The 26,268-nt window shown below is 61.6% G+C and carries 20 protein-coding genes; 9 read left to right on the top strand and 11 right to left on the bottom strand.

Translation table 11 applies throughout. The features are described from left to right. The first annotated feature begins 124 nt into the window (after positions 1 to 124). Together ACEPP2_RS07395 and ACEPP2_RS07390 are read left to right on the top strand one after the other, a co-directional pair. Positions 125 to 4,897 carry an NAD-glutamate dehydrogenase gene (locus ACEPP2_RS07395; RefSeq protein ID WP_395516205.1) on the top strand — a complete coding sequence of 1,591 codons (4,773 nt, stop codon included), beginning with the start codon at positions 125 to 127 and terminating at the stop codon, positions 4,895 to 4,897. A gap of 22 nt (positions 4,898 to 4,919) precedes the next feature. After that, the gene (locus tag ACEPP2_RS07390) at positions 4,920 to 6,320 is read left to right on the top strand and encodes an MFS transporter (RefSeq protein ID WP_395516424.1); all 1,401 of its coding nucleotides are present in this window, start codon (positions 4,920 to 4,922) and stop codon (positions 6,318 to 6,320) included. A gap of 3 nt (positions 6,321 to 6,323) precedes the next feature. Here ACEPP2_RS07390 and purH read toward each other — a convergent pair whose 3' ends face one another. The 4 genes from purH to htpX form a co-directional block, all read right to left on the bottom strand. Beyond that, positions 6,324 to 7,940 (bottom strand): bifunctional phosphoribosylaminoimidazolecarboxamide formyltransferase/IMP cyclohydrolase, encoded by a 1,617-nt coding sequence (gene purH / locus ACEPP2_RS07385; protein WP_395516204.1) that lies wholly within the window; start codon positions 7,938 to 7,940, stop codon positions 6,324 to 6,326. A gap of 79 nt (positions 7,941 to 8,019) precedes the next feature. Next, positions 8,020 to 9,702, bottom strand: coding sequence for a heparinase II/III family protein (locus ACEPP2_RS07380; RefSeq protein WP_395516423.1), 1,683 nt, complete (start codon positions 9,700 to 9,702; stop codon positions 8,020 to 8,022). 100 nt (positions 9,703 to 9,802) lie between these two features. Further along, positions 9,803 to 11,191: an RsmB/NOP family class I SAM-dependent RNA methyltransferase gene (locus tag ACEPP2_RS07375; RefSeq protein ID WP_395516203.1), complete on the bottom strand. Its 1,389-nt coding sequence runs from the start codon at positions 11,189 to 11,191 to the stop codon at positions 9,803 to 9,805. After that, positions 11,188 to 12,147, bottom strand: a complete 960-nt coding sequence (htpX, locus tag ACEPP2_RS07370) for a zinc metalloprotease HtpX (RefSeq protein WP_142586674.1) — start codon at positions 12,145 to 12,147, stop codon at positions 11,188 to 11,190. Before htpX ends, ACEPP2_RS07375 begins: the two co-directional genes overlap by 4 nt. A gap of 97 nt (positions 12,148 to 12,244) precedes the next feature. On the opposite strand from htpX, the gene ACEPP2_RS07365 reads away from it, so the two are divergent. Genes ACEPP2_RS07365 through ACEPP2_RS07355 form a run of 3 tightly spaced genes read left to right on the top strand, consistent with a single transcriptional unit; the run spans position 12,245 to position 13,331 of the window. Then, on the top strand, positions 12,245 to 12,463 hold the full coding sequence (locus tag ACEPP2_RS07365) for a DUF1674 domain-containing protein (RefSeq protein ID WP_077548780.1): 219 nt from the start codon (positions 12,245 to 12,247) through the stop codon (positions 12,461 to 12,463). A 50-nt stretch (positions 12,464 to 12,513) separates the two neighbouring features. Next, positions 12,514 to 12,957: a thermonuclease family protein gene (locus ACEPP2_RS07360; RefSeq protein WP_395516202.1), complete on the top strand. Its 444-nt coding sequence runs from the start codon at positions 12,514 to 12,516 to the stop codon at positions 12,955 to 12,957. A 32-nt stretch (positions 12,958 to 12,989) separates the two neighbouring features. Continuing rightward, a complete protein-coding gene (locus tag ACEPP2_RS07355; protein WP_395516201.1) occupies positions 12,990 to 13,331 on the top strand; it encodes a DUF4440 domain-containing protein in 342 nt (113 codons plus the stop codon). Between the two features lie 45 nt (positions 13,332 to 13,376). Here ACEPP2_RS07355 and acs read toward each other — a convergent pair whose 3' ends face one another. Continuing rightward, positions 13,377 to 15,329 (bottom strand): acetate--CoA ligase, encoded by a 1,953-nt coding sequence (gene acs, locus ACEPP2_RS07350; RefSeq protein WP_152341561.1) that lies wholly within the window; start codon positions 15,327 to 15,329, stop codon positions 13,377 to 13,379. 219 nt (positions 15,330 to 15,548) lie between these two features. On the opposite strand from acs, the gene ACEPP2_RS07345 reads away from it, so the two are divergent. Then, positions 15,549 to 16,256, top strand: coding sequence for a DUF1013 domain-containing protein (locus tag ACEPP2_RS07345; RefSeq protein ID WP_077548776.1), 708 nt, complete (start codon positions 15,549 to 15,551; stop codon positions 16,254 to 16,256). Between the two features lie 78 nt (positions 16,257 to 16,334). Here ACEPP2_RS07345 and minE read toward each other — a convergent pair whose 3' ends face one another. From minE to ACEPP2_RS07320, 5 genes are all read right to left on the bottom strand, one after another. Beyond that, positions 16,335 to 16,595 carry a cell division topological specificity factor MinE gene (minE, locus tag ACEPP2_RS07340; protein WP_395516200.1) on the bottom strand — a complete coding sequence of 87 codons (261 nt, stop codon included), beginning with the start codon at positions 16,593 to 16,595 and terminating at the stop codon, positions 16,335 to 16,337. After that, positions 16,592 to 17,407 carry a septum site-determining protein MinD gene (gene minD / locus ACEPP2_RS07335; protein ID WP_077548775.1) on the bottom strand — a complete coding sequence of 272 codons (816 nt, stop codon included), beginning with the start codon at positions 17,405 to 17,407 and terminating at the stop codon, positions 16,592 to 16,594. Before minD ends, minE begins: the two co-directional genes overlap by 4 nt. Positions 17,408 to 17,438: 31 nt before the next feature. Then, positions 17,439 to 18,170 carry a septum site-determining protein MinC gene (gene minC / locus ACEPP2_RS07330; protein ID WP_395516199.1) on the bottom strand — a complete coding sequence of 244 codons (732 nt, stop codon included), beginning with the start codon at positions 18,168 to 18,170 and terminating at the stop codon, positions 17,439 to 17,441. Positions 18,171 to 18,317: 147 nt separating this feature from the next. Continuing rightward, complete coding sequence (locus ACEPP2_RS07325) at positions 18,318 to 20,249, bottom strand: propionyl-CoA synthetase (protein ID WP_395516198.1); 1,932 nt, start codon at positions 20,247 to 20,249, stop codon at positions 18,318 to 18,320. Positions 20,250 to 20,341: 92 nt separating this feature from the next. Then, positions 20,342 to 21,001: a YggS family pyridoxal phosphate-dependent enzyme gene (locus ACEPP2_RS07320; protein ID WP_395516197.1), complete on the bottom strand. Its 660-nt coding sequence runs from the start codon at positions 20,999 to 21,001 to the stop codon at positions 20,342 to 20,344. Between the two features lie 188 nt (positions 21,002 to 21,189). Between ACEPP2_RS07320 and leuS the strand changes: the two genes are divergently transcribed. From leuS to holA, 3 genes are read left to right on the top strand one after another with little or no spacing between them, the layout of a single operon-like run. Next, on the top strand, positions 21,190 to 23,820 hold the full coding sequence (leuS, locus tag ACEPP2_RS07315; RefSeq protein ID WP_395516196.1) for a leucine--tRNA ligase: 2,631 nt from the start codon (positions 21,190 to 21,192) through the stop codon (positions 23,818 to 23,820). Continuing rightward, positions 23,810 to 24,361: a hypothetical protein gene (locus tag ACEPP2_RS07310; protein ID WP_077548771.1), complete on the top strand. Its 552-nt coding sequence runs from the start codon at positions 23,810 to 23,812 to the stop codon at positions 24,359 to 24,361. Before leuS ends, ACEPP2_RS07310 begins: the two co-directional genes overlap by 11 nt. Further along, positions 24,349 to 25,389, top strand: coding sequence for a DNA polymerase III subunit delta (gene holA, locus ACEPP2_RS07305; protein ID WP_395516195.1), 1,041 nt, complete (start codon positions 24,349 to 24,351; stop codon positions 25,387 to 25,389). Before ACEPP2_RS07310 ends, holA begins: the two co-directional genes overlap by 13 nt. Here holA and ACEPP2_RS07300 read toward each other — a convergent pair whose 3' ends face one another. Next, on the bottom strand, positions 25,390 to 26,265 hold the full coding sequence (locus ACEPP2_RS07300; RefSeq protein WP_395516194.1) for a ParB/RepB/Spo0J family partition protein: 876 nt from the start codon (positions 26,263 to 26,265) through the stop codon (positions 25,390 to 25,392). Between the last annotated feature and the right edge of the window lie 3 nt (positions 26,266 to 26,268).

Below are 26,268 nucleotides of genomic sequence, written 5' to 3'. Positions count from 1 at the left end.
TTGTCAATAACAGGCTTTGGAGGCGTCGATGCAAGATTGGTTGCCACACGGGTCGGCACGGTCGCGCACTGTTGACGGATCGGGTTTGGCGACAGCATGGTGGCGGCATCATATGGAGAGTGACATGGGCAGGCAGAATCCGAAGCGGGACAAGCAGATCGAGATGGCGCACAAGGTGGCAGCCGAAGGCAAGGGCGCCTTCCTGGACCCGGCTATCCTGTTCGGCCGCGCCAGCTCCGACGATCTCGAGCACTACACGCCCCGCATGCTCGCAGCCTCTGCGGTTCACGCGGCAGAATGCCTCAAGAACTGGACCAGGGTCCGTCCCTCCATAACTCTCCAGCCGGTGGAAGGCGTCGACCCGCAGGGTGCGACAGCGCATGTGTTGATGGTTATCGATCGGAACATGCCGTTCCTCTTCGATTCAGTCATGGGAGAGGTCACAGCCTCCCATCGTGAGCTCTACCTCGCCGTCCACCCGATCCTGCTTCTGGAGCCCGGGAAGGATCCGGCCCTCCGCTCGGCGGACCAGCCGAGCGATCCCGCGCACCATGTCAGCCTGATCCAGGTTCACCTCCCTCCGCTTCCCGACGCCGATGCAGAGGCCCTTGTCGCGCGCATCCGCTATGTTCTGGACCAGGTCCATCTCGCAATCGCCGACTGGCGACCGATGCTCGATCTCCTTGAAGGTGCGGCAGAGCAGTTGCGCACCTACTCCGCAAGCCGGAAAAAAGCAGACAGGGATGAATCACTCGCCTTCCTCGACTGGCTCCGGGGTGACAACTTCACATTCCTCGGCATGCGGGAGTACGTCTATTCGGGAAAGGGAGACGACGCCAAGGTGGAGCGCAGCAAGGGGCGGGGGCTGGGCATCCTGTCGGACCCGGATGTCCTCGTCCTGCGCCAAGGCAAGGACGCGGTGACCACCACACCGGAAATCCTTGAATTTCTGGACGGCCCTGACTTTCTGATCGTCACGAAGGCGAATGTGAAGTCGGTCGTCCATCGCCGCGCCTACATGGATTATGTCGGGATCAAGCGCTTCGACGCGGACGGCCGGGTGACCGGAGAACTGCGCGTCGTCGGCCTCTTCACCGCCACGGCCTATACCCATTCGGTACGCGATATACCCCTGCTTCGCGCCAAGGCGCAGCGGGTCGAGGAACAACTGGCCTTCGACCCGAACAGCCATTCGGGCCGGATGCTGGCGAACACGCTGGAATCCTACCCGCGCGACGACCTCTTCCAGATCGACGTGCCGACACTTGCGCGCTTCTGCGAACAGATCATGGAGCTGAGCGAGCGCCCCCGGGTGCGGGCTCTCCCACGTATCGACCACTTCGACCGTTTCGTTTCCGTAATCGTCTACGTCCCCCGCGAGGATTATGATTCGCAGGTGCGAGAGAAGGTAAGCGAGTACCTTGCGCACGTATACGAGGGCCACGTGTCCGCCTACTACCCCGCCTTCCCCGAAGGGGGGGTTGCACGCGTCCATGTCATCATCGGACGCCGCGGTGGGCGTACCCCACGCATTCCCCAGCCGAAGCTGGAGGAGGCCATCCGAGCCATCTCTACGCCTTGGGAGCAGAGCTTCGCAGCACTTGCTGGCAGGCAGACCGGCCTTACCGTCAACAAGGCCTTCCAGGAGGCTTTTGCGCCCGAGGAAGCCTACGCGGATCTTCATGACATCTCGGCCTGTGCGGAAGGAGCCCCGATCCGCATCGCGTTCTACACCCGCCCGGAAGATCCGGCTGAGACCCTGCGGCTGAAGATCTTCCATCAGCCGCAACACCTGTCGCTGTCACGCCGCGTACCGCTTCTGGAGAATCTCGGCTTTCATGTCGTCAGCGAGCAGACCTTCGACATTGATGTCCAAACCGACGACCACACTACGCCTGTCGCGTTGCACGACATGGAGCTCGAACTCCATCCCGGGACGCCCTTCAATCTCGAGCGTGATGCCGATCGTTTGGAGGAGGCCTTCCTCGCCGCCTTCCATGGCGGGTCGGACAATGACAGCTTCAACCGGCTTGTGCTCCTGTCGGGTCTGAGCGTCCGGGAAACGACGGTATTACGGGCCTATGCACGCTATCTCCGGCAGGCCGGAATCGTCTACTCCCAGGCGCTGATCGCCGATACGCTTGCCCGTTACCCGGCGATTTCGCAGGCGATCTGGCGGCTTTTCCACGACAGCCTTGATCCCGAACTGGGTGAGAGGGCGCGGGTGAAACGCCTCTCGGCTCACCACGTCGCGCTGGAAGAGGCCCTTGCAGACGTTCCCAGCCTCGACGACGACCGGATCTTCCGCCGCTACATCAACGCGGTGGATGCGACGCTCCGCACCAATTATTTCCAGCGCGATGAAGAGGGCCAGCCTCGCGCAACACTCGCGTTCAAGTTCGACCCCAAGCTGCTCGACGGCCTGCCGCAGCCACGTCCATTCCGGGAAATCTTCGTTTACGGCACCGAGGTAGAGGGTGTGCATCTTCGCTTCGGCAAAGTGGCGCGTGGCGGACTGCGTTGGTCCGATCGCGCCGAGGACTACCGGACGGAGGTGCTTGGCCTGGTGAAGGCGCAACAGGTTAAAAACGCCGTCATCGTCCCTGTCGGGGCCAAGGGCGGGTTCGTGCCCAAGGCGCTTCCGTCTGGCGGTTCGCGCGACGAGATCTTCGCTGCAGGCCGGGACGCGTACAAGACCTTCATACGCACGCTGCTCTCCATCACCGACAACATCGTCGATGGGGAGGTCGTGGGACCCCGGAACACCGCCCGCCCCGATGGCGACGACCCCTATTTCGTCGTCGCTGCGGACAAGGGGACGGCAACTTTCTCCGATACCGCCAATGCGCTGGCCCAGGAAGCGGACTTCTGGCTCGATGACGCCTTTGCCTCTGGGGGATCGGCCGGCTACGACCACAAGAAGATGGGCATCACAGCACGCGGCGCCTGGGAAACCGTCAAGCGACACTTCCGTGAACTGGACATCGACATCCAGACCACGCCCTTCACAGTGGCGGGAGTTGGCGACATGTCGGGCGACGTCTTCGGCAACGGGATGCTGCTGTCGAAGCACATCCGGCTCGTTGCTGCTTTCGACCATCGGGATATTTTCGTCGATCCCGATCCGGATACGGCGCGCAGCTTCGCCGAGCGCCAGCGCCTCTTCGCGCTGCCGCGATCAAGCTGGCAGGACTACGATCGCACCTGCCTGTCCGAAGGCGGCATGATCATTTCCCGCACCGAAAAATCGGTGAAGCTCACGCCACAGGCGAGGACAGCCATCGGTCTAGACAGGGATATCGCGAGCCCCTTTGAGATTATGACCGCCATCCTGAAGAGCCCGGTCGATCTGCTCTGGTTCGGCGGCATCGGCACCTACATCAAGGCCGCTTCCGAGACCGATGCCGAGGTTGGGGACCGGTCTAACGACCCCATCCGTGTGGTCGCCGCCGATGTACGGGCCCGGGTCATCGGCGAAGGCGCCAACCTCGGTGTGACCCAGAAGGGACGCATCGCCTATGCCATGCATGGTGGCCGACTGAATTCGGATGCGATCGACAATTCCGCCGGAGTGAATTCTTCCGATGTCGAGGTCAACATCAAGATCGCCTTCAGTTCCGCCATGCGCTCCGGCCGCCTGACGCGCGACAAGCGGAACCAGATCCTGTCTTCGATGACCGACGAGGTGGCGGAACTCGTCCTGCGCAACAACTATCTGCAGTCGCTCGCCATTTCCCTGACGGAGCGGAAAGGCGCCGATAACCGAGAAGAGCTGTCGCGGCTGATGTCGGTTCTGGAGACGCAGGGGCATCTAAACCGCACGGTCGAAACCCTCCCTTCCGATACCGAGCTCGCAGAACGCTATCTCGCCGGGAAGCCGCTTACCCGGCCGGAGATCGGCGTCCTGCTTTCCTACGCCAAGCTGACCCTCTTCGACGAGATCCTTGAGAGCGCACTTCCGGACGACCCCTACTTTGCGGAGGTCCTCCGGAACTATTTCCCGTCGAAGATGCAGAAAGGGTTCGCCGCCGACATAGAGGGCCATCGTCTGCACCGCGAGATCATTTCGACCGTCCTGGCAAACGAGGTCATCAACCGGGGTGGGCCGGGCTTCATCCAGGCGATGATCGACGCGACGGGAGCCTCTCCATCGGAAGTAGTCAAGGCGGCCTATCTCGCCCAAGAAGGTTTTGAACTGTCCCGCCTGTGGGCTGCCACCGATGCCTTGGACGGAAAGCTCCCAGGCGGGACCCAGAACAAGCTTTATGCCCGAATCGGAGAGATATTTACGGACGCGACGCACCTCATCCTGATCACGCGATCGGGCTTAGGGCCAATGGACACGGCGATCTCAAGCCTCAAGGCGGGTGCAAACAAGCTGCGCGGAGCGATGGATACGCTGGGCTTGGCCTCCGAACTTCGTGAACGTGCCGAGGAGATGGAGGCAGAAGGTGTGCCTACCGCTCTTGCGAGGGACATCAGCCGCCTGCCGACGCTTTCCCTCGTCCCGGAGATCCTGTTGATCGGCAGCCGTACGGAGAGTGATCTCGGCCGTGTTGCTCAGACATACTTTGCGGCGACCGACACCTTCAGGATAGATCGTCTGCTGAGGCTCGGGGAGGCGGTCAGTCCTGGAGACCATTATGAAAGCGTCGCGCTTGGCAGAAGCCTTGCACAGATCTCTTCAGCCCGTCGCGACATCGTCTGCTCCGCGCTCACGTCGCATCCGCGCGACAAGAAACCCCTGGAGCTCTGGTACGGCGACAGGCGTCAGCAGGTGAACAGGCTCGTCAACGAAATCCTGGCCTTGAGCGAGGCGAGCGACTTCAACCTGGCAAAACTGACGGTGGCCGCAGGCCTGCTTGGAGATCTTGCAGCCTCGAGGCCGACGAGTTGAGTGCCGGGTTCATTCCGGGAGAATACCGGTGACCGGTCGCGCGCCGTCCGAAATCCTGCACCTACCCGGCGCGTCTCGGCTTGGCGTCCGCGGTTGGATGCTCTTTGACTGGGCGGCACAACCTTTCTTCACCGTCATCGTGACCTTCGTATTCGGCCCCTATTTCGTCTCCCGGCTGACGGAGGACCCGGTTTCGGCGCAAGCGGCCTGGGGCAGTATGGCCACCATTGCATCGATTGTTATTGCGGTCCTGTCACCGGTGCTCGGCTCGATCGCCGACCAGTCCGGCCCGCGCAAGCCATGGATCGCAGCCTTCGCCGCCGTGAAAATCCTGTGCCTCTCGCTGCTCTGGTTTGCAGCCCCGGGCACAGTCATGGTCTGGCCCCTTCTGCTGATGACGTTCGCGATGATCTCGGCCGAGTTCTCCATCGTCTTCAACGATTCGATGATGCCCCGGCTGGTGAGCCAGCAGGAGGTCGGCAGAGTATCGAACACCGCCTGGGGTCTCGGCTATCTCGGCGGCATGCTGGTGCTGATCCTCGTCGTCGCCTTTCTTGCCGGCAGCCCGCAGACCGGGCTGACCCTGATCGGCATCGAGCCGCTGTTCGGCCTCGACCCTTCTCTCGGAGAAGATGCACGCATTACTGGGCCGATAGCAGCGGGCTGGTACCTAGTCTTTATCCTGCCGATGTTCCTCTTCACGCCGGATGCTGCCCGAGGCCTTCCAATGAGAGCGGCAATCCGATCCGGTCTGGGGGAGTTACGGGGGACGATCCGGGAACTTAGGCAAAGACCCGGCATCACCCGATTTCTCATTGCGCGGATGCTCTATCAGGATGGCGTAAATGGCCTGCTGATCCTGGGTGGCGCCTTCGCGGCCGGCATGTTCGGGTGGGCGACCATTGAGATCGGCGTCTACGGCATCCTCCTGAACGTCGTCGCCATATTCGGCTGCCTCGTCGCCGGCCGCCTGGATCTGAGGCTGGGCTCGCAGATCGTCGTCCTGGTGGGGCTGGTCCTGCTCATAGCCGCAACGGCAGGGATCATCTCCACCGGTCCCGGCTTCGTCTTCTTCGGTCTCGTGCCTCTTGCCATTGAAGACAGCGGCGGACTTTTCGGGACGGCGGCGGAAAAGGCCTACGTGTTCTTTGGCCTCTTGATCGGCCTCGCCTTCGGCCCTGTACAGGCGTCGTCACGCGCCTATCTCGCCCGCAGCGTCGATATTGCCGATGCCGGACGCTACTTCGGAATCTACGCGCTTTCCGGACGCGCAACCAGCTTCATGGCAACGCTGCTGTTTTCGCTGGTTACCTATGCCACCGGCTCTTCACGCATCGGCATGGCGACGCTCATCCTGTTCCTGGCGGCTGGGCTCGTGCTTCTCTTGAGGACGCCCTATCCAGCCAACCGAACGGCCGGATGACACCTAGTGGCGGAAGTGGCGCATGCCGGTGAAGACCATGGTGACGCCATGCTCGTTCGCGGCATCGATCACTTCCTGGTCCCGCATCGAGCCACCGGGCTGGATGACTGCGGTAGCCCCGGCAGCAATCGCGGACAGGAGACCGTCCGCGAAGGGAAAGAAGGCTTCGGAGGCGACCGCAGATCCCTTCGTCATCGGCTCGGACCATCCCATTGCCTTGGCCGCTTCCCCCGCTTTGATCGCTGCAATGCGAGCGGAGTCGATGCGGCTCATCTGCCCTGCCCCAATACCGGCCGTCTGGCCGTCCTTCGCATAAACGATCGCGTTGGATTTGACGTGCTTGGCCACCTTGTAGGCGAACTTCATGTCTTCCAGCTCCCGGTCGGTAGGAGCCCGGGTCGTGACGACGCGAAGATCGATGTCCTCGATCATCCCGTTGTCGCGTGTCTGGACCAGCAGGCCGCCGGCCACGGTCTTCGCCGTGATGCCGCGGGAGCGCGGGTCAGGCAGGCCGCCGGTTTCGAGAAGCCGCAGGTTCGGTTTCTTTGCGATCACCGCCTTCGCCTCTTCGGAGACTTCAGGTGCAATGATTACTTCCGTGAACAGCTTGACGATCTCCTCGGCCGTTTCTCCGTCCAGTAACTGGTTGAAGGCTATGATCCCGCCGAAGGCGGAGGTGGAATCGCAGGCAAGCGCGCGAAGGTACGCTTCCCTCAGCGAGGCTCCTGTGGCGACGCCGCAGGGATTGGCATGCTTGATGATCGCACAGGCAGGACCCTGCTCCGGAGCGAACTCCCCAATAAGTTCGAACGCGCCGTCCGTGTCATTGATGTTGTTGTAGGAGAGCTGCTTGCCCTGCAGGAGCCTTGCGGTGGCTACACCCGGGCGGTTCTCGCCGGTGATGTAGAACCCCGCACTCTGGTGCGGGTTCTCGCCATAGCGCATCTCTTCCTTCAGAACGCCGCCGATCGTCCGGTAGCACGGGATCTCGATATCGAGCGCTTCGGCGAACCAGTTGGAGATTGCTGCATCATATGCGGCGGTCCGTGCATAGGCCTTGGCTGCCAGTTTCTGGCGGAAGGAATAGCTGGTCTGGCCATCATTGGTGCGCAAGGCCTCTATCAGGGCAGCGTAGTCGGACGGGTCGACGACGATGGTGACGTAAGCATGGTTCTTGGCCGAGGCACGGATCATCGCCGGTCCGCCGATATCGATGTTCTCGACGGTCGTGGGATAATCTCCGCCGACAGACCTTACCTCCTCGAACGGGTAGAGGTTAATGACCGCGAGGTCGATCGCCTCGATCCCGTGCGCCTTCATCGCCTCCACGTGCTCCTGATCGTCGCGGATAGCCAGGAGACCGCCGTGGACGTTCGGATGCAGGGTCTTGACCCGCCCGTCCATGATCTCCGGAAACCCCGTGATGTCGGACACATCCGTCACCTCGAGCCCGGCGGCGGAGAGCGCCTTGTGGGTTCCACCCGTCGAAAGGAGCCGGACGCCCTGCGACGCAAGACCGCCTGCCAGTTCGACGATGCCGGTCTTGTCGGAGACCGAGAGAAGCGCCGTGCGGATCTTGACGTTGTCGGGAGCGGGGATCTTTTTGGAATCGACGGCCATCGGGCTCTCCTGCGAACGCGCGCTTCAGGCGCTGGGGCGGTTGCGGCCCGTTAGCACAGCTTCGCCAGAGAGGAAACGCCTATTCGACCCGCTTCAGCATCCATCTGATTTCTGAAGTCTCGGGCAACGAGAAGTGGAGAACGAGCTGCCGGCTGGCACGCATGCCTGAGACATCGGCGAAGAAGATGTCGTCCTCGATCTCCACCGCGTGACCCGGCACGTTGAACTCCCAGGCCTCGCCATCCGGTGCTACGAGCAGCACCCTTTCTCGATCTTCCCTGGACATAGTGATGGCCGGATGAATGTGGAACCGGGCGGCGGCCGATACGGGTGCGCGAGGCGGCTTCGCATCCTCCGGCACGAACAATCTCTCATGGCCCTTGATCTTGTTGCCCTTGCCGCTCAATCCGATCGATCGTTCGTGGCAGTAGCCGAACGGCTTCAGATATCCGTCATGGACCGCACGGACCCAATCGCCGCCGTGCTGGTCATCCCATCGTTCGACATCCACCTCGTTCACCCCCGCGAGGATCGACGAGCGGCAGAGGTGTGACCGCAGAAGGCGGCTCGAGGAGGTCTCGTTGATCGTGATCGTCGAGTGGGCCGCCGTCGAACGGGCGAGCCCTCGGAAATCCCCGGAGGCAAATTTCGGTGCGCCGCAGTTGACGATGAAGCGATGGCGCCCGGACGACATCTCGAATGCCAGGCATCCCGCATGGCTTCGCCGCGAGAGCTCGGCCGAACGTGGCTTGCCGGTATCGACAATGACCGTGGCCCCCTCGGCCGATAGCCGGTGGTATCGCATGTGAGGGAGCGACTTGAACGGCTGGCCCGCTGTTTCGTCGTAACGCAGGACGGACATCAACTCGCTTGCCGGGGTGGAGGTGGCACCGTTGAAGAGCGCCAGGTCTCCGTCCTGGTGGCGGAAGAATCGCAGCGCCGGATACATGCGGTCGATGGTCGGAATCAGCTTGGCCGGCACGTCGTGCCCAAGATTGATATAGGTCTGGCGTAGCGGCAGAAGGTCAAGCAGCAGGTCGAGCAGGATGCGCGGATTGCGAGAGACATGCCCTCCGTCCGGCAGGATCTGGCGCTCGAGTTCACGGTCAAGACGGCTGCCTTCGCGACGAATGAAAGCGTTGCGCGTCGGCATCGCGACAGAGGCCATGGCAAGGGCGATCCGGATGCGGAGACGCGTTTCGTCCATCGGCAGACCGCGAACGATCCGGCGCAGGTATCGCACCTGGTAGGTGAGGCTTCTCATGAACCGGCGGTAGAAGCCAGCCTCGGCGCCCTGCAGGACGATGGTGGAGTGTGAGAGCCAGGCGATCACCCGCTCCGCTGCGACATGCGGTCGCCAAGCCAGACCTCGCGCCCTGCGCCCGTGATTGTTTATCCAGCTTGAGGTGATCGCCCGGGCCCTGGCACAGGCCTCTGCGCTGCGGTCCGCCCGGATGTGACGGAGCCAGGCAAAGGAGTGCAGCCGTTCGGCTAGCGCCTCCGTCGGCGCTTCCACCTCAAACGGCGAGTAGCCTTCGGTATCGAAGGACGTACCGGCAAGCGGGAACCGGCCTTGGGCGATCTCCTCTGCCACGAAGGGGTCGATGGCACGAAGATCGGTCGGTGCAACGATCAGCCGGTCGGCCACGCCGGAAGCGGACGAGGTCAATGCAAGCCGCAAACCGGCTGTGCGCCGGTAGAACCGGCGGCCGATTTCCCGCAAGCCGAAGGCCACAAGCCGTCGACGATCCGCGAGTTGCATGATCAATCTGGAACACTCCGCAGGAGCAGTCGCCCGCCAGTGCAGACGGATCGCCCTTTAGTCAATTCGAATACAATCTGCTGGGACGGTAAAGAAAATCTTACCGGCGGCGCAGCACGCTCGCGAAGAAGCCATCGAGCCCGCCCGTCATGCCGTCGCTCGCGGGCAGCATGGCAGGCGTGGTCCGGAATTCGCCCAGTGGAGAAATGGCATCTTCCAGTCCCGGCCAATCGGACGGCGAGACTGGAACCCGCTCCAGTCCGGGATCCTGCGAAAGAAGCTCGGCGACGACCTGCTCTCCCTCGAGCGGATCGAGCGAGCAGTTTGAGAACACGATCAGGCCGCCGGGCTTCACCAGCGAGACGGCATGGCGCAGCATCTTCGCCTGGAGTGCTGCGAGCTTGGCGATATCGGCCGGTCCCTTGGTCCACAACACATCGGGGTGGCGTCGTGTCGTTCCGGTGGAGGAGCAGGGTGCGTCGAGGAGAACACCGTCAAGCGGCTCCGCCGGCTTGAACGCAAACAAGTCCCGTTGCACCAGATCCGCCTGCAGTTTCAGCCTGGCCAGGTTCTCCTTCAGGCGCGCAATGCGGTTGGAGGACTGCTCGACCGCCACCACGTGTGCGCCGGCCGCCACAAGTTGCGCGGTCTTGCCTCCGGGCGCGGCGCAGAGATCGGCGATATGCCGGCCCCTGACGTCGCCGAACAGACGCGCCGGGATGCTGGCGGCTGCGTCCTGCACCCACCATTCGCCCTCCTCGAATCCCGGGAGGGAGGAAACTGCCCCCTCGAAGGAAGGAAGACGAACGCTGCCGGTCGGGAGCAGTCTGCCGTTCAGCTGTTCAGCCCAATTAGCCGCCCCGGATTTGACGGTCAGATCGATTGCAGGCGGCGTGAGCTGAGCCTCCGCGATGGAGCGTGCCGCATCAGCGCCGTAAGTCGCGGTCAACCGTTCCAGAAACCAGCCAGGAACTGGCGAAACGGAGCGGGTGGCATCGAGAACCTCCTGCTTTTCGCGCACCAGCCGCCGGAGGACCGCGTTGACCAGTTTTGCGAAGCGGCGATTGCGGGGGTCACGATTGGCCTGCTCGACGGCAACATCCACCGCCGCATGTTCGGGCACATCGAGGTGCAGGATCTGTGCAGCAGCGACGATCAGAACATGATGGAGGGCACGCGCCCCTTCCGGCAACGGAGTATCCAGCATGGCAGCCAGTGCCGCCTCGAGGCGGGGCAGGTGGCGGAGAGCGGTCACGAGAATGGCCCGGACAAGCGCCCGGTCGGGCTCGCTCAGCTGCTTGTAGGCCGGATTCCCGTGAGCAGGGTCGAGAATGCCATCCAGCGAGATCTTTCTGTCGATCACCGCCGCAAGCAGCTTGGCTGCCGTCGTGCGCGCCTCAAGGCCTGCCTTGGGTGCGCCTCCCGGATGTTTCGTTTTGTCGGTCGCGGATTGCTGCGGCCGCTTGCCGTTCTTTCTTCCTTGGCTCAACTCCAGGGCCCCTTGCGCGGTTCGGATGAACCGCGACCCCACCCGGTTTCGGGGACGGAGCGCGCGGTGCGCGTCGGTCTAGCAGCACCGGGCACGGTCGTCGACCCGCTACCGAACTCGCCAGCCATCTGCTGAAGCGCCGAAATACGGTTTGCTGTATTGGGGTGGGTGGAGAATAGATTATCCATCCGCTCGCCCGACAGCGGATTGATGATGAACATATGCGCGGTGGCAGGGTTGCGCTCGGCGTCATCATTGTGAACCACCTGAGCTGCGCCGGCGATCTTGCCAAGCGCCGAGGCGAGCCACAGCGGATTGCCGCAGATTTCCGCGCCGCGTCGGTCGGCGGAATATTCCCGTGTCCGGCTGATCGCCATCTGCACGAGCATCGCCGCAAGGGGCGCAACGATCATGGCAACCAGCACGCCGATGAATCCCAGCGGGTTGTTGTTGTCGCGATTGCCGCCGAAGAAGAACGCGAAGTTACCCAGCATGGAGATGGCGCCGGCAAGCGTCGCGGTGATCGTCATCGTCAGCGTGTCGCGATTCTGGATATGGGCGAGTTCATGCGCCATCACACCCGCCACTTCCTCCGGCGTCAGGCGTTGCAGCAGACCCGTGGACGCGGCAACCGCTGCATTCTGCGGATTGCGGCCTGTGGCGAAGGCATTCGGCTGCGGGCTATCGTAGACATAGACCTTGGGCATGGGCAGCCCCGCATTGGCGGAAAGCTGCCGGATCATCTGGAAAAGCTCCGGAGCGTTACGTTCGTCCACCGGCTGGGCCCGATAGGCCGAGAGCACCATCTTGTCCGAATTCCAGTAGGAGAACAGGTTCATGCCCGCCGCGAGCAGAAAGGCGATCATCATCCCGCCTCGGCCTCCGATCAGAAATCCGACCCCCATGAACAGGGCCGTCATGAAGGCAAGAAGCATGGCGGTGCGAATCATGTTCATGGTCGGTCTCCAAACGGCTTTATTGCCGGGGTTGAACGCCCTATGATGTGGTCTATCACCCTTTTCTTTTCAATATTCCGCACAGGCGGAGCGAATGATGCAGCACTCGGATAACGACAACAGCAATACAACGCCGGAAGATATGGCAGCCAGGAAACCGCTTTCCCCGGCCGCGAAGCGGGCGCTGGAGGAGGCTGAGCAACGCCGGCAGGGCGCAAAGGAGAAGGATATGCCCACCGAGATCGGCGGCCGTGGCGGCGCCGATCCCGCTCGGTTCGGGGACTGGGAGATCAACGGCCGCGCAATCGACTTCTAGAGGCAGATAATCCTATTGACTACAGCATCGAGAAGGAATTTATTCCTTTTATGCGCTACCTGCTTCTCTTCATCGTCCTGATCTTGTTCCCGTCGTCTGCTAATTCGGCCGGTAGCGAGATAGCAGGTCCTGTGGAGGCTGAGGTTCTTCGCGTCATCGACGGGGATACGCTGCTTGTCGAGGCAAGGCCTTGGCCGCAGCAGAAGGTTGAGGTCTATGTCCGCATCCGCGGCATCGATACGCCGGAGCTTCGTTCCTTCTGCCCGAGCGAACGACAAGCAGGAGAGGCGGCCAGACGGGCTCTCGAGTCGTTGACGGAGCATGCGGCCTCGCTTCAGCTGAGCCGGATCTCCGGCGACAAATACTTCGGTCGTGTTGTGGCTGACGTGACAGTGCCCGGAGGAGGCAACGTGGCGGATCACCTTCTCCTCGCGGGCCTCGCCGAGGGCTATGATGGCGGCCGGAAAGCGGTCAGGTCCTGCGCGGTACCCTAGCACCTGCCAGGCCTCGGAGGGTGGAGGAGCGAATGATCGACAATCTCTGGACGATCGAGGAGAGCCTGTGGCTGGACGGTCCCGAGACCTACCGGCGACAGCTCCATCCCGACTGCGTCATGGTGTTTCCATCGCCGACCGGCATTCTTTCCGTCGAGCGGGTACTGGCAAGCCTGGAGGGCGTACCACGCTGGAAGAACGTGGAGATGAAGCAGCGGACCGCTAAGCAAATGCGGCCTGATATGGCGCTTCTTAACTATGAGGCGCTTGCAGAACGTGAGCAAGGCCCGCCCTACCACGCATATTGCAGCTCGGTCTATTGTCTTGAGGACGACCGCTGGCGCATCCTATTTCACCAGCAGACTCCGGTTTAGGAGAAAGGCCCGCCATAGCTTATGCGGCGGGCCTTATTTAAGGCCTCAGGGCGCCTTGTTCTGGCGGTTCTCGATCAAGTCCTCGACCACGCCCGGATCGGCGAGCGTCGAAATATCCCCGAGCGCACCAAAATCGTCCTCGGCGATCTTGCGCAGGATGCGGCGCATGATCTTGCCCGAGCGCGTTTTCGGCAGGCCCGGAGCGAACTGGATCTTATCCGGCGTGGCGATAGGTCCGATTTCGCTTCGGACGTGCTTAATGAGCTCCTGGCGGAGCGCATCGTTGCCCTCGTGGCCCGACATCAACGTCACGTAGCAGTAGATGCCCTGCCCTTTGACGTTGTGCGGGTATCCGACGACCGCCGCCTCCGACACATGGTCATGCGAGACGAGGGCGGACTCGACTTCCGCCGTACCCAGCCGGTGGCCCGACACGTTGAGCACGTCGTCGACGCGGCCGGTGATCCAGTAGTAGCCGTCCTCATCGCGGCGGCAGCCGTCACCGGTGAAGTACTTGCCCTTGTAGGTCGAGAAATAGGTCTGGATGAAGCGCTCGTGGTCGCCATAAACCGTTCGCATCTGGCCCGGCCAGGAGTCGGCGATGCAGAGGTTGCCATCCGCCGGTCCTTCAAGGACGTTTCCTTCATTGTCGACGAGTTGGGGCTTGATCCCGAAGAACGGCACTGTGGCAGAACCCGGCTTCAGCGCCGTGGCGCCCGGCAGCGGGGTGATCATGTGCCCACCGGTTTCGGTCTGCCACCACGTATCGATCACCGGGCATCGGCTATCGCCAACCACGCGGTAATACCACTCCCAGGCTTCCGGGTTGATCGGCTCGCCCACCGTTCCGAGCAACCGGAGGCTCGAACGGGAGGAGCGTTTCACGTACTCGTCGCCGGCCCCCATCAGCGAGCGGATCGCCGTCGGAGCCGTATAGAAGATGTTCACGTTGTGCTTGTCGATCACTTCCCAGAAGCGTCCCTGGTCGGGGAAGTTGGGCACACCCTCGAACATCAGCGAGGTCGCGCAGTTCGCCAATGGACCGTAGACGATGTAGGAGTGGCCGGTGACCCACCCGACATCGGCCGTGCACCAGTAGACGTCGCCGTCGTGGTAGTCGAAGACGTATTCATGCGTCATTGCCGCATAGACGAGGTAGCCGCCTGTCGTATGCAGAACGCCCTTCGGCTTGCCCGTCGAGCCGGAGGTGTAGAGGATGAAGAGGGGATCCTCCGCCTTCATCTTTACGGGTTCGCAGTGGCCCTTCACGCTGGCGATTTCCTGATGGTACCAGAGATCGCGGCCAGGTGCCCATTCGATCTTGCCGCCGGTGCGACGCACGACCAGAACATTCTTCACCGTCGCATACTGGCGCGCAGCGATATGGATGGCCTTGTCGGTATTTTCCTTCAGCGGCACCGGCTTTCCGCCGCGCACGCCTTCGTCACAGGTGATCACGAAGCAGGACTGGCAGTCGACGATACGGCCAGCCAGGGCCTCCGGCGAGAAGCCGCCGAACACGACGGAATGGACGGCGCCGATACGAGCGCAGGCCAGCATGGCATAGGCCGCTTCCGGGATCATCGGCATGTAGATCGTAACGCGATCGCCCTTCTTGACGCCGTGCTTCTTCAGGACATTCGCCAACCGGCAGACCTGGTCGTAGAGCTGGTTGTAGGTGATCTTCTTGTCGATATAGGGGTTGTCGCCTTCCCAGATCAGCGCCGTACGTTCGCCATGGGTCTTCAGGTGGCGATCGATGCAGTTGTAGGAGACGTTCGTCAGCCCGTCCTCGAACCACTTGATCGAAACCCTGCCCTTGAAGGAGGTATTCTTGACCTTCGTGTAGGGCTTGAACCAGTCGATGCGCTTTCCGTGCTTGCCCCAGAACTTGTCTGGATCCTCGACGCTCTCCTCGTACCACTTCTCGTATTTGTCCTTGTCGATCAGCGCCATGCTCTTGGTTGCGCGTGACACAGGATATACCTTCTCGGACATGGTCTCCTCCCCATTACGTCGCGAAAGCCGGATCAGCTAATCCGGATCATGTTCCCTTCATACCAGTTGAAACAGGCCCATCAATTAGACAAACGGTTCATGCTGCGCGATATTTGCAATTTGACCGCTTTCCGGTTATAGACGCATCGAATTTCCGGAAATTGTGGTTGATACCCACGGCCCGCGACCCCGGCGCGGACGGACAGAGGAACTATATCCATGGCTCAACAATTGCTCATGCCGAAGGCGACGGCTGTCTGGCTGGTCGACAATACGGCGCTTTCCTTCGACCAGATCGCGCAGTTCTGCAAACTGCACCCGCTCGAGGTCAAGGCTATCGCCGACGGCGAGGCGGCACAGGGCATCAAGGGTCTTGACCCGATCGCGACCGGGCAGCTCTCTCGCGATGAGATCAAGCGCGGCGAAGGCGACGTCAATTACAAGCTGAAGCTGCAGGAGCCGAAGGTCCGGGTTCCCGAATCGAAACGCCGCGGCCCACGCTATACGCCGGTTTCGAAGCGCCAGGATCGTCCGAACGCCATCCTCTGGCTCGTGCGCAACCACCCGGAACTGAAGGACGCACAGATCTCGCGTCTCGTCGGCACGACGAAGTCGACGATTGAGCAGATCCGGGACCGCACCCACTGGAACTCGGCCAACCTGACCCCGATGGATCCGGTTACTCTCGGTCTCTGCAGCCAGATCGACCTGGACCTCGAAGTCGAGAGGGCCTCGAAGGGTCGCCCGCTTCCGACCGCCGAGGAACTGGGAGCAACGCTCCAGTCGGCGACCGAGACCGAGAACCTCGGCTTCGACTATCGCACGGAGCGCGAGGAGGAAAAGGAGATCGACGCCGACGCCGTCTTCGCCAAGCTGAGCTCGCTCAAGTCCGCACCACGCGACGAAGAAGAAGACGATCAGTACTAATCCTTCGGCCATTCAAAGTTCTGCTGATGCTAAGAAGCCCGCCGGATCAGCGGGCTTTTTCTTTGCATCGCGGACAGTTCAGGCCGCCTTCAATGAAGCACCCAAGGGAATTTCGACATCGATCTCGAGCATCGAGAATGTCTCCTCCCGGTCAACCTTGATCTTCACCCGGTCGGAATCGAGATCGACGTGCTTGGCAATCACTGCAAGTATTTCCTCGCGGAGCACGGCAACAAGGTCGGAACTCGTGGACGCACGCTCATGAGCGAGAAGTACCTGCAACCTCTCCCGCGCCATCGGCGCAGAACGCTGCTTGCGGAACAGATCGAAGATGCTCATGCCGCCTTCCTTCCAAAAATCTTGCCGAAGAGGCCACGCTTCTCACCCGGAACGGTGATTGGAAGCGCCTCCCCGCAAAGCCGTCGGGCGGCATCGAAATAGGCCTGAGCCGGGGCGCTGCGAGCATCGGCCAGGGTCACCGGGGCCCCGATATTCGAAGCGCGAAGGACGTCCATGCTCTCCGGAATGATGCCGATCAGCGGAATGGATAGGATTTCCAGGACATCATCGACCTTGAGCATGTCGCCGCGCTCGGCACGGAGAGGATCATAGCGCGTCAGGAGAAGGTGTTTCTCCATCCGCTCTCCGCGCTCGGCCTTCAGCGTCTTGGCGTCCAGAAGCCCTATGATGCGGTCGGAATCGCGAACAGACGAAACTTCCGGATTGGTAACCACTACGGCTATGTCGGCATGGCGCATGGCAAGGGTCGCACCGCGCTCGATGCCGGCAGGGCTGTCGCAGATCACCCAGTCGAAGACGCGCTTCAGTTCGGTGATGACAGTTTCGACGCCCTCCGGCGTCAATGCGTCCTTGTCGCGAGTCTGCGATGCAGGCAGCAGGAACAAGGTCTCCAGCCGCTTGTCGCGGATGAGTGCTTGCGGAAGCTTGGCATCACCCTGTATCACGTTGACGATATCGTAGACGACGCGACGTTCCGCACCCATCACCAAGTCGAGGTTGCGCAGTCCGACGTCAAAGTCGACGACCACAACCTTTTCGCCCTTCTGGGCCAGGGCCGCGCCGAGCGCCGCAGACGATGTCGTCTTGCCGACACCGCCCTTGCCCGACGTCACTACGATGACTTTCCCCATTGGTTTTCTCCTGTATTTCCGGCCTTTAGGCTCAGGCGAGTTTCTCTGCCATTATTGTATCGTTTTCGAGCCAGAGCTGTACGGGCTGGCCCTTTAGGTTGGCTGCCATATTCTCGGCAACCTGGTAGATGCCGTCGATCGCAAGCAGTTCTGCATCGAGCTTGCGGCAGAAGATGCGCGCCGAGGAATTGCCGACCGATCCCGCCATGACCCGGCCGCGAAGAGTGCCGTAGACGTGCACGGAACCGCCCGCGATCACTTCCGCGCCCGAGGCGACGGATCCGATCACAGTGACATCACCTTCCGGGAAGATGACGGACTGTCCGGACCTGATCGGCTCCCGGACGATCATCGACTGTAGCGCGGGACGAACGTCCCGGACGACTTCCGGGGCGGCACTAGCGGCGGGTAGCTCGACGGCTGGCTCCCTCGCCATGCTGTCCTCGGAAACGGGGCGGCCGCCCTTTAGAGCAGGCGGCATGCCCGGGCCGAGCAGCGAGGGCCGTGCGCCCTCGATGCCCATTATGCTGACATTGCGTTCGGCGAATGCGGCAAGCAGTTCCTTCAACTGCCCGCGATCAATGTCGAGATCCGTGACGTCCAGGACCACCGGACGCCCGAGGAAGAACCCGGCGGAACGCGCGGCGAGGTCGTCGAGCCGCGTCAGCCACTCCTCAAGCGGCAGGTCGGGCGACAGGACGACCGCAAGAAAGGAGCGGCCCTTGATTCGGATAGAGCGAGCGTCTGTTATCACTTTGGTCATCTACGTAAAGAAATGGTTAGATCGGTGTAGCGTCGGCATGGTTAACAATATGTTAACTGGCTGGTGCGGAGCTTAAGATGCGCACATGCTGAAATGCGAAAAGCCCCCGCTTTCGTGGGGGCTTTTCTGCAAATGGCTAGGTTGCGGTCAGGCTGCCGTCTCGGCAGCGCCCTTGGCATATCCCTTGGACTTGAGGATCTCGATGATCTCGTCGAGGATCACCGGGTCATCGATGGTGGCAGGCATCTTCCACGGCATACCGTCGGCGATCTTCTGCATCGTTCCACGGAGGATCTTGCCCGAGCGTGTCTTCGGCAGTCGTTTCACGACCATCACGGTACGGAAGGCGGCAACTGGCCCGATCTCGTTTCGGACAAGGTCGACGACCTCCTTCTCGATAAGCTTCTCGTCGCGGGTGACGTTGTTCTTGAGGACGAGGAAGCCGCAGGGGATCTGCCCCTTGAGGGAATCCGCGACGCCGACCACGGCACACTCCGCGACATCCGGATGCATGGCGCAGACCTCCTCCATCGCACCCGTGGAAAGCCGATGGCCGGCGCAGTTGATGATGTCGTCCGTCCTCGCCATCACGAAGAGGTAGCCATCGTCGTCGAGCATGCCGGCATCCGCCGTCTTGTAGTAGCCGGGGAACTCCTCAAGGCACCCCTGCCGGAAGCGCTCGTCCGCATTCCAGAAGCTGACGAGGCAACCGGGCGGCAAGGGCAGCTTCACGACGATATTTCCGAGCGTGTTGGCCGGAACCGGATGACCCGCATCATCCAACACTTCGATCAGATATCCTGGCATAGGCTGCGTCGGCGAACCTGGCTTGAACGGCAGGAGCCCTAGGCCCACCGGATTGCCGACCATCGGCCAGCCCGTTTCGGTCTGCCACCAGTGGTCGATCACGGGAACCTGCAGCACCTGCTCGGCCCATTTCAGCGTCTCCGGATCGGCCCGCTCGCCTGCGAGGAAGAGGGCACGCAAGCCGGATAGGTCGTATGTTTCGACAAGCTTTCCCTCCGGATCGTCCCGGCGGATGGCCCGGAACGCCGTGGGGGCCGTGAAAAGGACCTTCACGTCATATTCGGACACGATTCGCCAATAGGTTCCGGCATCGGGAGTTCCGACCGGCTTTCCTTCGAACAGGACGGTCGTGTTTCCAGCAAGAAGCGGGCCATAGACGATGTAGGAGTGCCCGACGACCCAGCCGATGTCGGAGGCGGCCCAGAACACCTCGCCGGGTTCGACCCCGTAGAGGTTCTTCATCGTCCAGTTGAGCGCCACCATGTGCCCGCCATTGTCCCGGATCACTCCCTTGGGTTGACCCGTGGTTCCAGACGTGTAGAGCACATACAGGGGATCGGTTGCCGCTACCGGCTCGCAATCGACCACCGTGCCGTTGACCTTCTCGATCTCGACCGCCTGGCGGAAATCGACGTCGCCATGCTCATAGCGTAGCGCCGCATGCAGTTCGTCCCGTTGCAGGATAAGGCAAAAATCCGGCTTGACCTTTGCTATATCGAGCGCGTGATCGAGCAGGGGCTTGTAGGCGACCACCCGGCCGGGCTCCAGTCCGCAACTGGCGCTGATCACTACCTTGGCACCGCAGTCGTCGATCCTGGCGGCAAGCTCATGCGCGGCAAATCCCCCGAATACCACGGAATGGACCGCCCCGAGGCGCGCACAGGCCAGCATCGAGAAGACAGCTTCGGGAACCATGGGCATGTAGATGACGACCCGGTCGCCTTTGCCCACGCCGTGATTGCGCAACACGGCGGCGATTGCCTGCACCTCGACGAGCATCTCGTCGAAGCTGTACTTCCTCTTGTCGCCGTTCATCGCGCTGTCGTAGATCAGCGCCGTCTGGTCGCCGCGTCCCTCGCTCACGTGCCGATCTATGCAGTTGTAGCAAGTGTTCGTCTCACCGCCGACGAACCAGCGTCCATAAACGCCCTGGTCCTTGTCGAAGACCTTTTCGATTGGCTTGAACCAGTGAAGCTTCTCCGCCTGACGGCGCCAGAACTCCTCCGGAGCCGCCTGCCATTCCCGATAGATGTCGAAGTATGTGCTCTGCATCTGCTCCTCCCGTGGTCCCAGCGCAGCATTTGGAACCAGTCTAGGATGATGCAGACGGCGACGGAAAGCCAGACTAAAGCTCTAAGGGAACCTTAACGATTGCCAAAAATGGCCGATCCCACCCGAACGCTGGTAGCGCCGAACTCAATCGCCGTCTCGAAGTCTCCCGACATCCCCATCGAGAGCTTCTGCAAGCCGCATTGCTCGGCCAGCGTGGCCAGAAGTGCAAAATGCGGACCGGGATTTTCGTCCGCGGGCGGTATGCACATCAAGCCTTCGATCGAAAGCCCAAGCTTGTCCCGGCAAAATTCCACGAATGCCGCCGTCTCCCTCGGAGCGATACCAGCCTTCTGGGGCTCCAGCCCTGTATTGACCTGCACATAGAGACGGGGTTGGCGGCCCTGCGTCTGCATTTCGTCGGCAAGCGCCCGTGCGATCTTCTCGCGGTCGACGGTCTCGATCACATCGAAGAGTGCCACGGCATCGGCGGCCTTGTTGGATTGCAGCGGACCGATCAGGCGAAGTTCAAGGTCCGCGAACTCTTCCTTCAATGCCGGCCATTTCCCCTGGCTTTCCTGGACGCGATTTTCACCGAATACGCGCTGTCCTGCGGCGATGACCGGACGGATCGTATCCGCATCGAAGGTTTTCGACACAGCCACCAGAGTCACTGACTGCGGCTGCCGCTTTGCCCGTCGCTCTGCGTCCCCGATCCGTGCCAGCACATCCTGCAGCCGTTCCTCTGATGTCATCTCATTTCCCTCGCGCTCGCTATCAAGGTCGCACACCGCTTAACGGGCCCCCAGCCGCCTGCCAAGCCGCGCTTGTGCTCGGCGCCAAACTTTACCAGGCGAGATGCCCGGAAAACTTGACGCTTGCAGGGTTTCATGATGAAGGTCTGACCAATCCCAGTCTGCATTTATCCCGGAATATCATAGAAATGGCGAGTGAACGTTATAATCCGCGCGACGCCGAGCCGCGCTGGCAGAAGATCTGGAGCGAGGCCAAGGTCTTCGAGACCGACAACGCCGACCCGCGCGAGAAGTATTACGTCCTCGAGATGTTCCCCTATCCGTCGGGCCGCATTCACATGGGCCATGTGCGCAACTATGCCATGGGCGACGTGGTGGCGCGCTACAAGCGGGCGAGGGGCTACAACGTCCTCCATCCTATGGGCTGGGATGCCTTCGGCATGCCCGCCGAGAACGCCGCGCGCGACAACAAGGTTCACCCCAAGGAATGGACCTATCAGAACATCGCGTCCATGAAGGCCCAGTTGAAGGCAATGGGCCTTTCGCTTGACTGGTCGCGCGAGTTTGCTACGTGCGACGTCGACTACTACCACCGGCAGCAGCATCTTTTCCTCGACATGATGGAGAAGGGGCTCGTCTACCGGAAGCTCTCCAAGGTCAACTGGGATCCCGTCGACCACACCGTGCTTGCCAACGAACAGGTTATAGACGGGCGCGGCTGGCGATCCGGCGCTCTCGTCGAGCAGCGTGAGCTGGTGCAGTGGTTCTTCAAGATCACCGACTTCAGCCAGGATCTGCTGGACGCCCTCGATACGCTCGATCAGTGGCCCGAGAAGGTCCGCCTGATGCAGAAGAACTGGATCGGCCGGTCGGAGGGAATGACGATCCGTTGGGAGCTGGTGGCCGACACCGCACCGGCAGGCCAGTCCGAGGTCACGGTCTACACGACCCGTCCCGACACCCTCTTCGGCGCGTCCTTCCTGGCGATCGCTGCAGATCATCCGCTGGCAAGGGAAGCAGCGGCCGGGAATCCGGCTATCGAGGCCTTTGCCGACGAGTGCCGCAGGCAGGGTACTTCGCTGGCAGCGCTGGAAACGGCCGAGAAGAAGGGCATGGACACCGGCATCCGGGTCAGGCATCCGCTCGACCCAAGCTGGGAGCTACCTGTCTACATCGCCAACTTCGTGCTGATGGACTATGGTACCGGCGCGATCTTCGGCTGCCCCTCGGGTGACCAGCGCGACCTGGATTTTGCACGCAAGTACGATCTCCCCGTAGTGCCGGTCGTCATGCCGGCAGGCGACGACGCAGGGAGTTTCAAGATCGGTGACACCGCCTACGATGGCGATGGCGTGATGATCAACTCGCGCTTCCTCGACGGCCTCTCAACGGAAGAAGCGTTCGAGACGGTCGTCAGACGGTTGTCGGAGACGATGCTTGGCAACAAGCCTCAGGGCGAGCGCAAGGTGAACTTCCGCCTGCGGGACTGGGGCATCTCGCGCCAGCGTTACTGGGGCTGCCCGATCCCCGTGATCCATTGCGAGGTGTGTGGTGTCGTCCCGGTGCCGAAGAAGGACCTGCCGGTCCGGCTTCCCGACGACGTAACCTTTGACCAGCCCGGCAATCCGCTGGACCGACATGCCACATGGCGCCACGTCGCCTGCCCGCAATGCGGCGGTGACGCCCGTCGTGAGACCGACACGATGGACACCTTCGTCGATTCCAGCTGGTACTTCACCCGCTTCACGGCACCTTGGCAGGATGAGCCGACGGATCCGAAGGCGGCTAACCATTGGCTGCCGGTGGACCAGTATATCGGCGGCATCGAGCACGCCATCCTGCATCTTCTCTACTCGCGGTTCTTTACCCGCGCGATGAAAGAAACAGGTCATGTCGAAGTAAAGGAGCCATTCAAGGGTCTTTTCACTCAGGGCATGGTCGTCCATGAGACCTACCGCCGCGGCAGCGGGCCGTCGGGGGAATGGGTTGCGCCCGCCGATATCCGTATCGAGGAAACCGACGGGAGGCGCCGGGCAACATTGCTCGCGACGGGCGAGGAAATTGCGATCGGCTCGATCGAGAAGATGTCGAAGTCGAAGAAGAACGTGGTCGATCCGGACGACATCATCGCGTCCTACGGGGCCGACACCGCCCGCTTTTTCGTACTCTCCGATTCACCGCCGGACCGCGACGTCATCTGGTCGGAAGCCGGCGTGGAGGGCGCACACCGCTTTACTCAGCGTCTTTGGCGTCTGATCTCGGAAGCTGCCGACATTCTCAAGGGAGTGGCGCCAGCACCGGCTCGTGAAGGCGAGGCGCTGCCCGTTTCCCAGATCGCCCACAGGACGCTGAAGGCGGTCCAGGATGATTATGACAAGCTGTCCTTCAACAAGGCCGTCGCGCGTATCTACGAACTTGTGAACGCGCTCGCAGCACCCTTGGCGCGGGTCGCCGCTGGCGAAGGTGACGCCTTGTTCCGTGGCGCCGTTCGGGACGCCGCAGAGATTCTCGTTCAGATCGTCGCGCCAATGACACCACACTTGGCCGAGGAGTGCTGGGCAGTGCTCGGCAACGCCGGAATGCTGTCGCAGGCCGCATGGCCACGCTATGATGATTCACTGGTGGTCGAGAACGAGATCATGCTTCCGGTGCAGATCAACGGCAAGAAGCGGGCAGAATTGACAATCGCTCGTGACGCAGAACAAGATGCCGTCCAGGCAGCGGTTCTGCAACTGGATGCGGTGCGCTCCGCCCTGGATGGCCGGCAGCCGAAGAAGATCATCGTCGTTCCACAAAGGATCGTGAACATTGTCGTCTGACATCCTACGCACCCTTCGCCGGATCGGCACCGTCGTTTCGGGCATCATCCTCGTAGCCGGGTTGACCGCCTGTCAGGTGCGTCCACTCTATGGTGAAGCGTCCGGCAGCGGCGCCGCACTTGCAGGTGTCGGCTTCTCCGATGCTGGAACGCGGGTAGGGCAGGTTGTTCGAAACCATCTCATCTTCCTCACATCTGGAGGCAGTGGGGAAGCAGCGAATCCCTCGTATCAGGTAGAGCTGAGTGTTTCGTCTAGCTACAGTGATATTTTAGACGATGAAGACGCTGGACAGCTTCAGCCAGGGCGTGTCATCGTGGCAGGATCCTACACCTTGTCCCGCGTTTCTGATGGAGAGATCCTCAAGAGAGGCAGCAGGACGGCCACTGCGCTGCTGGACGTCTCGCGCCAAGAGTTTGCTGAGCTCCGTTCAGTTCGGGATGCGGAAAACCGGGCAGCACGAGAGGTGGCCGAGTTCATCCGCGCCGATCTCGCCATTGCCTTGGCAAACCAGCCGCCACCGCAGGTGACATGGCAGAAATAAAGTCACACGAGTTCGATCGTTTCGCCGAAAAGGCGCATGAACTTTATCGCGTGTTCGTCATCTACGGCCCCGATCGCGGCCTTGTATCCGAGCGTGCTGCGCTGCTTGCCCGCAAGACTGGAATCGTTCACGACGATCCCTTTGCGACGCTAAAGCTCGACGTTTCAGACCTGCAAAGCGATCCGGGCCGCCTGCTCGACGAAGTGAACTCCCTTGGTCTCTTCGGCGACAAGAAGCTTGTCTGGCTTCGAAATGCCGCCAACGAGAAGGCGGTGGTCGATGCTCTCGCTTTTCTTGCCGGGGGGAGTCCCCCCGCCAATACCCTGATTATCGAGGCAGGCGACCTCAAGAAGGGCAGCGGCTTGCGGAAGATTGCAGAGCCTGCAAAGACGATCGCGATAACACCCTGCTACCCCGACGACGTCAAGGCGCTGAACGCCCTCATCGATACTTTGCTGGCGGAGGATGGCCTGTCGATCTCGCCTGCAGCACGGCATCAGCTGCTCGATTTGCTGGGCGGCGACCGCGTAGCGTCGCGCAACGAGGTCCGGAAACTTGCGCTCTACTGCCGGGGAAGGGGCATGGTCGAGGAGGAAGACGTGACTGCGATTATCGGTGACGCGAGTGGCGTATCACCGGATGAGGCGGTCGACGCCGTCCTTGCAGGTGATCTGGCAGCGCTCCGTCATGCGCTGCAGAAGATCGAAACCTCGCGAACACCGGTGTTTCTCGTCCTGCAATCCTGTCTGAAGCAGTTCCAGATGATGGAACTCATGCGCACCGAAATGGACGATAAGAAAGTCCAGGCATCTCAGGTCATGATGACGCTCGGGCGGCACATCCACTTCAAGCGCAAGCCGCTGATCGAAAGGGCGCTTGGACGCTGGCGCGCGGAAGCGCTGTCTCGAGAGGGACATCGCCTCCAGTCTGCGATCCTGCATTCCCGCCAGAGGCAAAGCTTGGAGCAGAGCATCGCGTTTCAAACGCTGATGGCGATTGTGCTACAGTCTGCTCGCCAGCAGAGATAATCAGCGCCGCTCCAGGAGTCGGCAGATCTCTTCCAGTTGATCGAGCGTCCGATAATTGATGCGGATCTGGCCAGGCCCACCCTTGTGGTTAATCCTGACCTCCAGGCCAAGCGAGTCCGATAACGTCCGCTCCAGTGCGAGTGTATCGGAATCCTTTTTCTCTACCTTGGATTGATTGGGCTGAGACTGTGCCTTGATGTCATTCTGGGCTAGCCGCTCCGCATCCCGAACCGACATTCCCTTGGCTACGATGGTACGAGCTAGGGAAACCGGATTGGACGTCGTAACAAGGGCCCTAGCATGGCCGGCAGACAATTCGCCGGAGGCGAGCATGTCACGAACAGGCTCCGGGAGCTTCAGGAGCCTTAGGCTGTTGGCCACATGGCTGCGGCTTTTGCCGATGATCCCGCCGAGGTCATTCTGAGTATACCCGTATTCTGCGATCAGTTGATCGTAACCCAACGCCTCTTCCAGGGGATTGAGGTCGGCACGCTGGACGTTCTCGACAATCGCGATCTCCAAGGCCGTCCGGTCATCGACGTCCCTCACAATGACGGGGATCTCGTGAAGCCCAGCGAGCTGTGCAGCGCGCCAACGCCGCTCCCCAGCGATAATCTCATACCGGTCGCCGGCCGGCCGAACGACCACCGGCTGAACGATCCCATGCTGGCTGATCGAACTGGCGAGATCCTGGAGCTCCGCCTCATCGAAGTGGCGCCGCGGGTTTCGCGGGTTTCGGCTGACATACTCTATCGGGACCATCCGGTCGGGACTGATCTCCTTTGGCGCGGCGTCGACTGGCAGCGGCTGATCCATCTGACCGATCAGGGCAGCAAGACCCCGACCAAGGCGACGCTTCGAAAGATCATCACTCATACT

The organism is Pseudorhizobium flavum (assembly GCF_044142885.1).
GTDB lineage: Bacteria > Pseudomonadota > Alphaproteobacteria > Rhizobiales > Rhizobiaceae > Neorhizobium > Neorhizobium flavum.
This window is presented reverse-complemented; position numbering and strand designations above follow the sequence as displayed.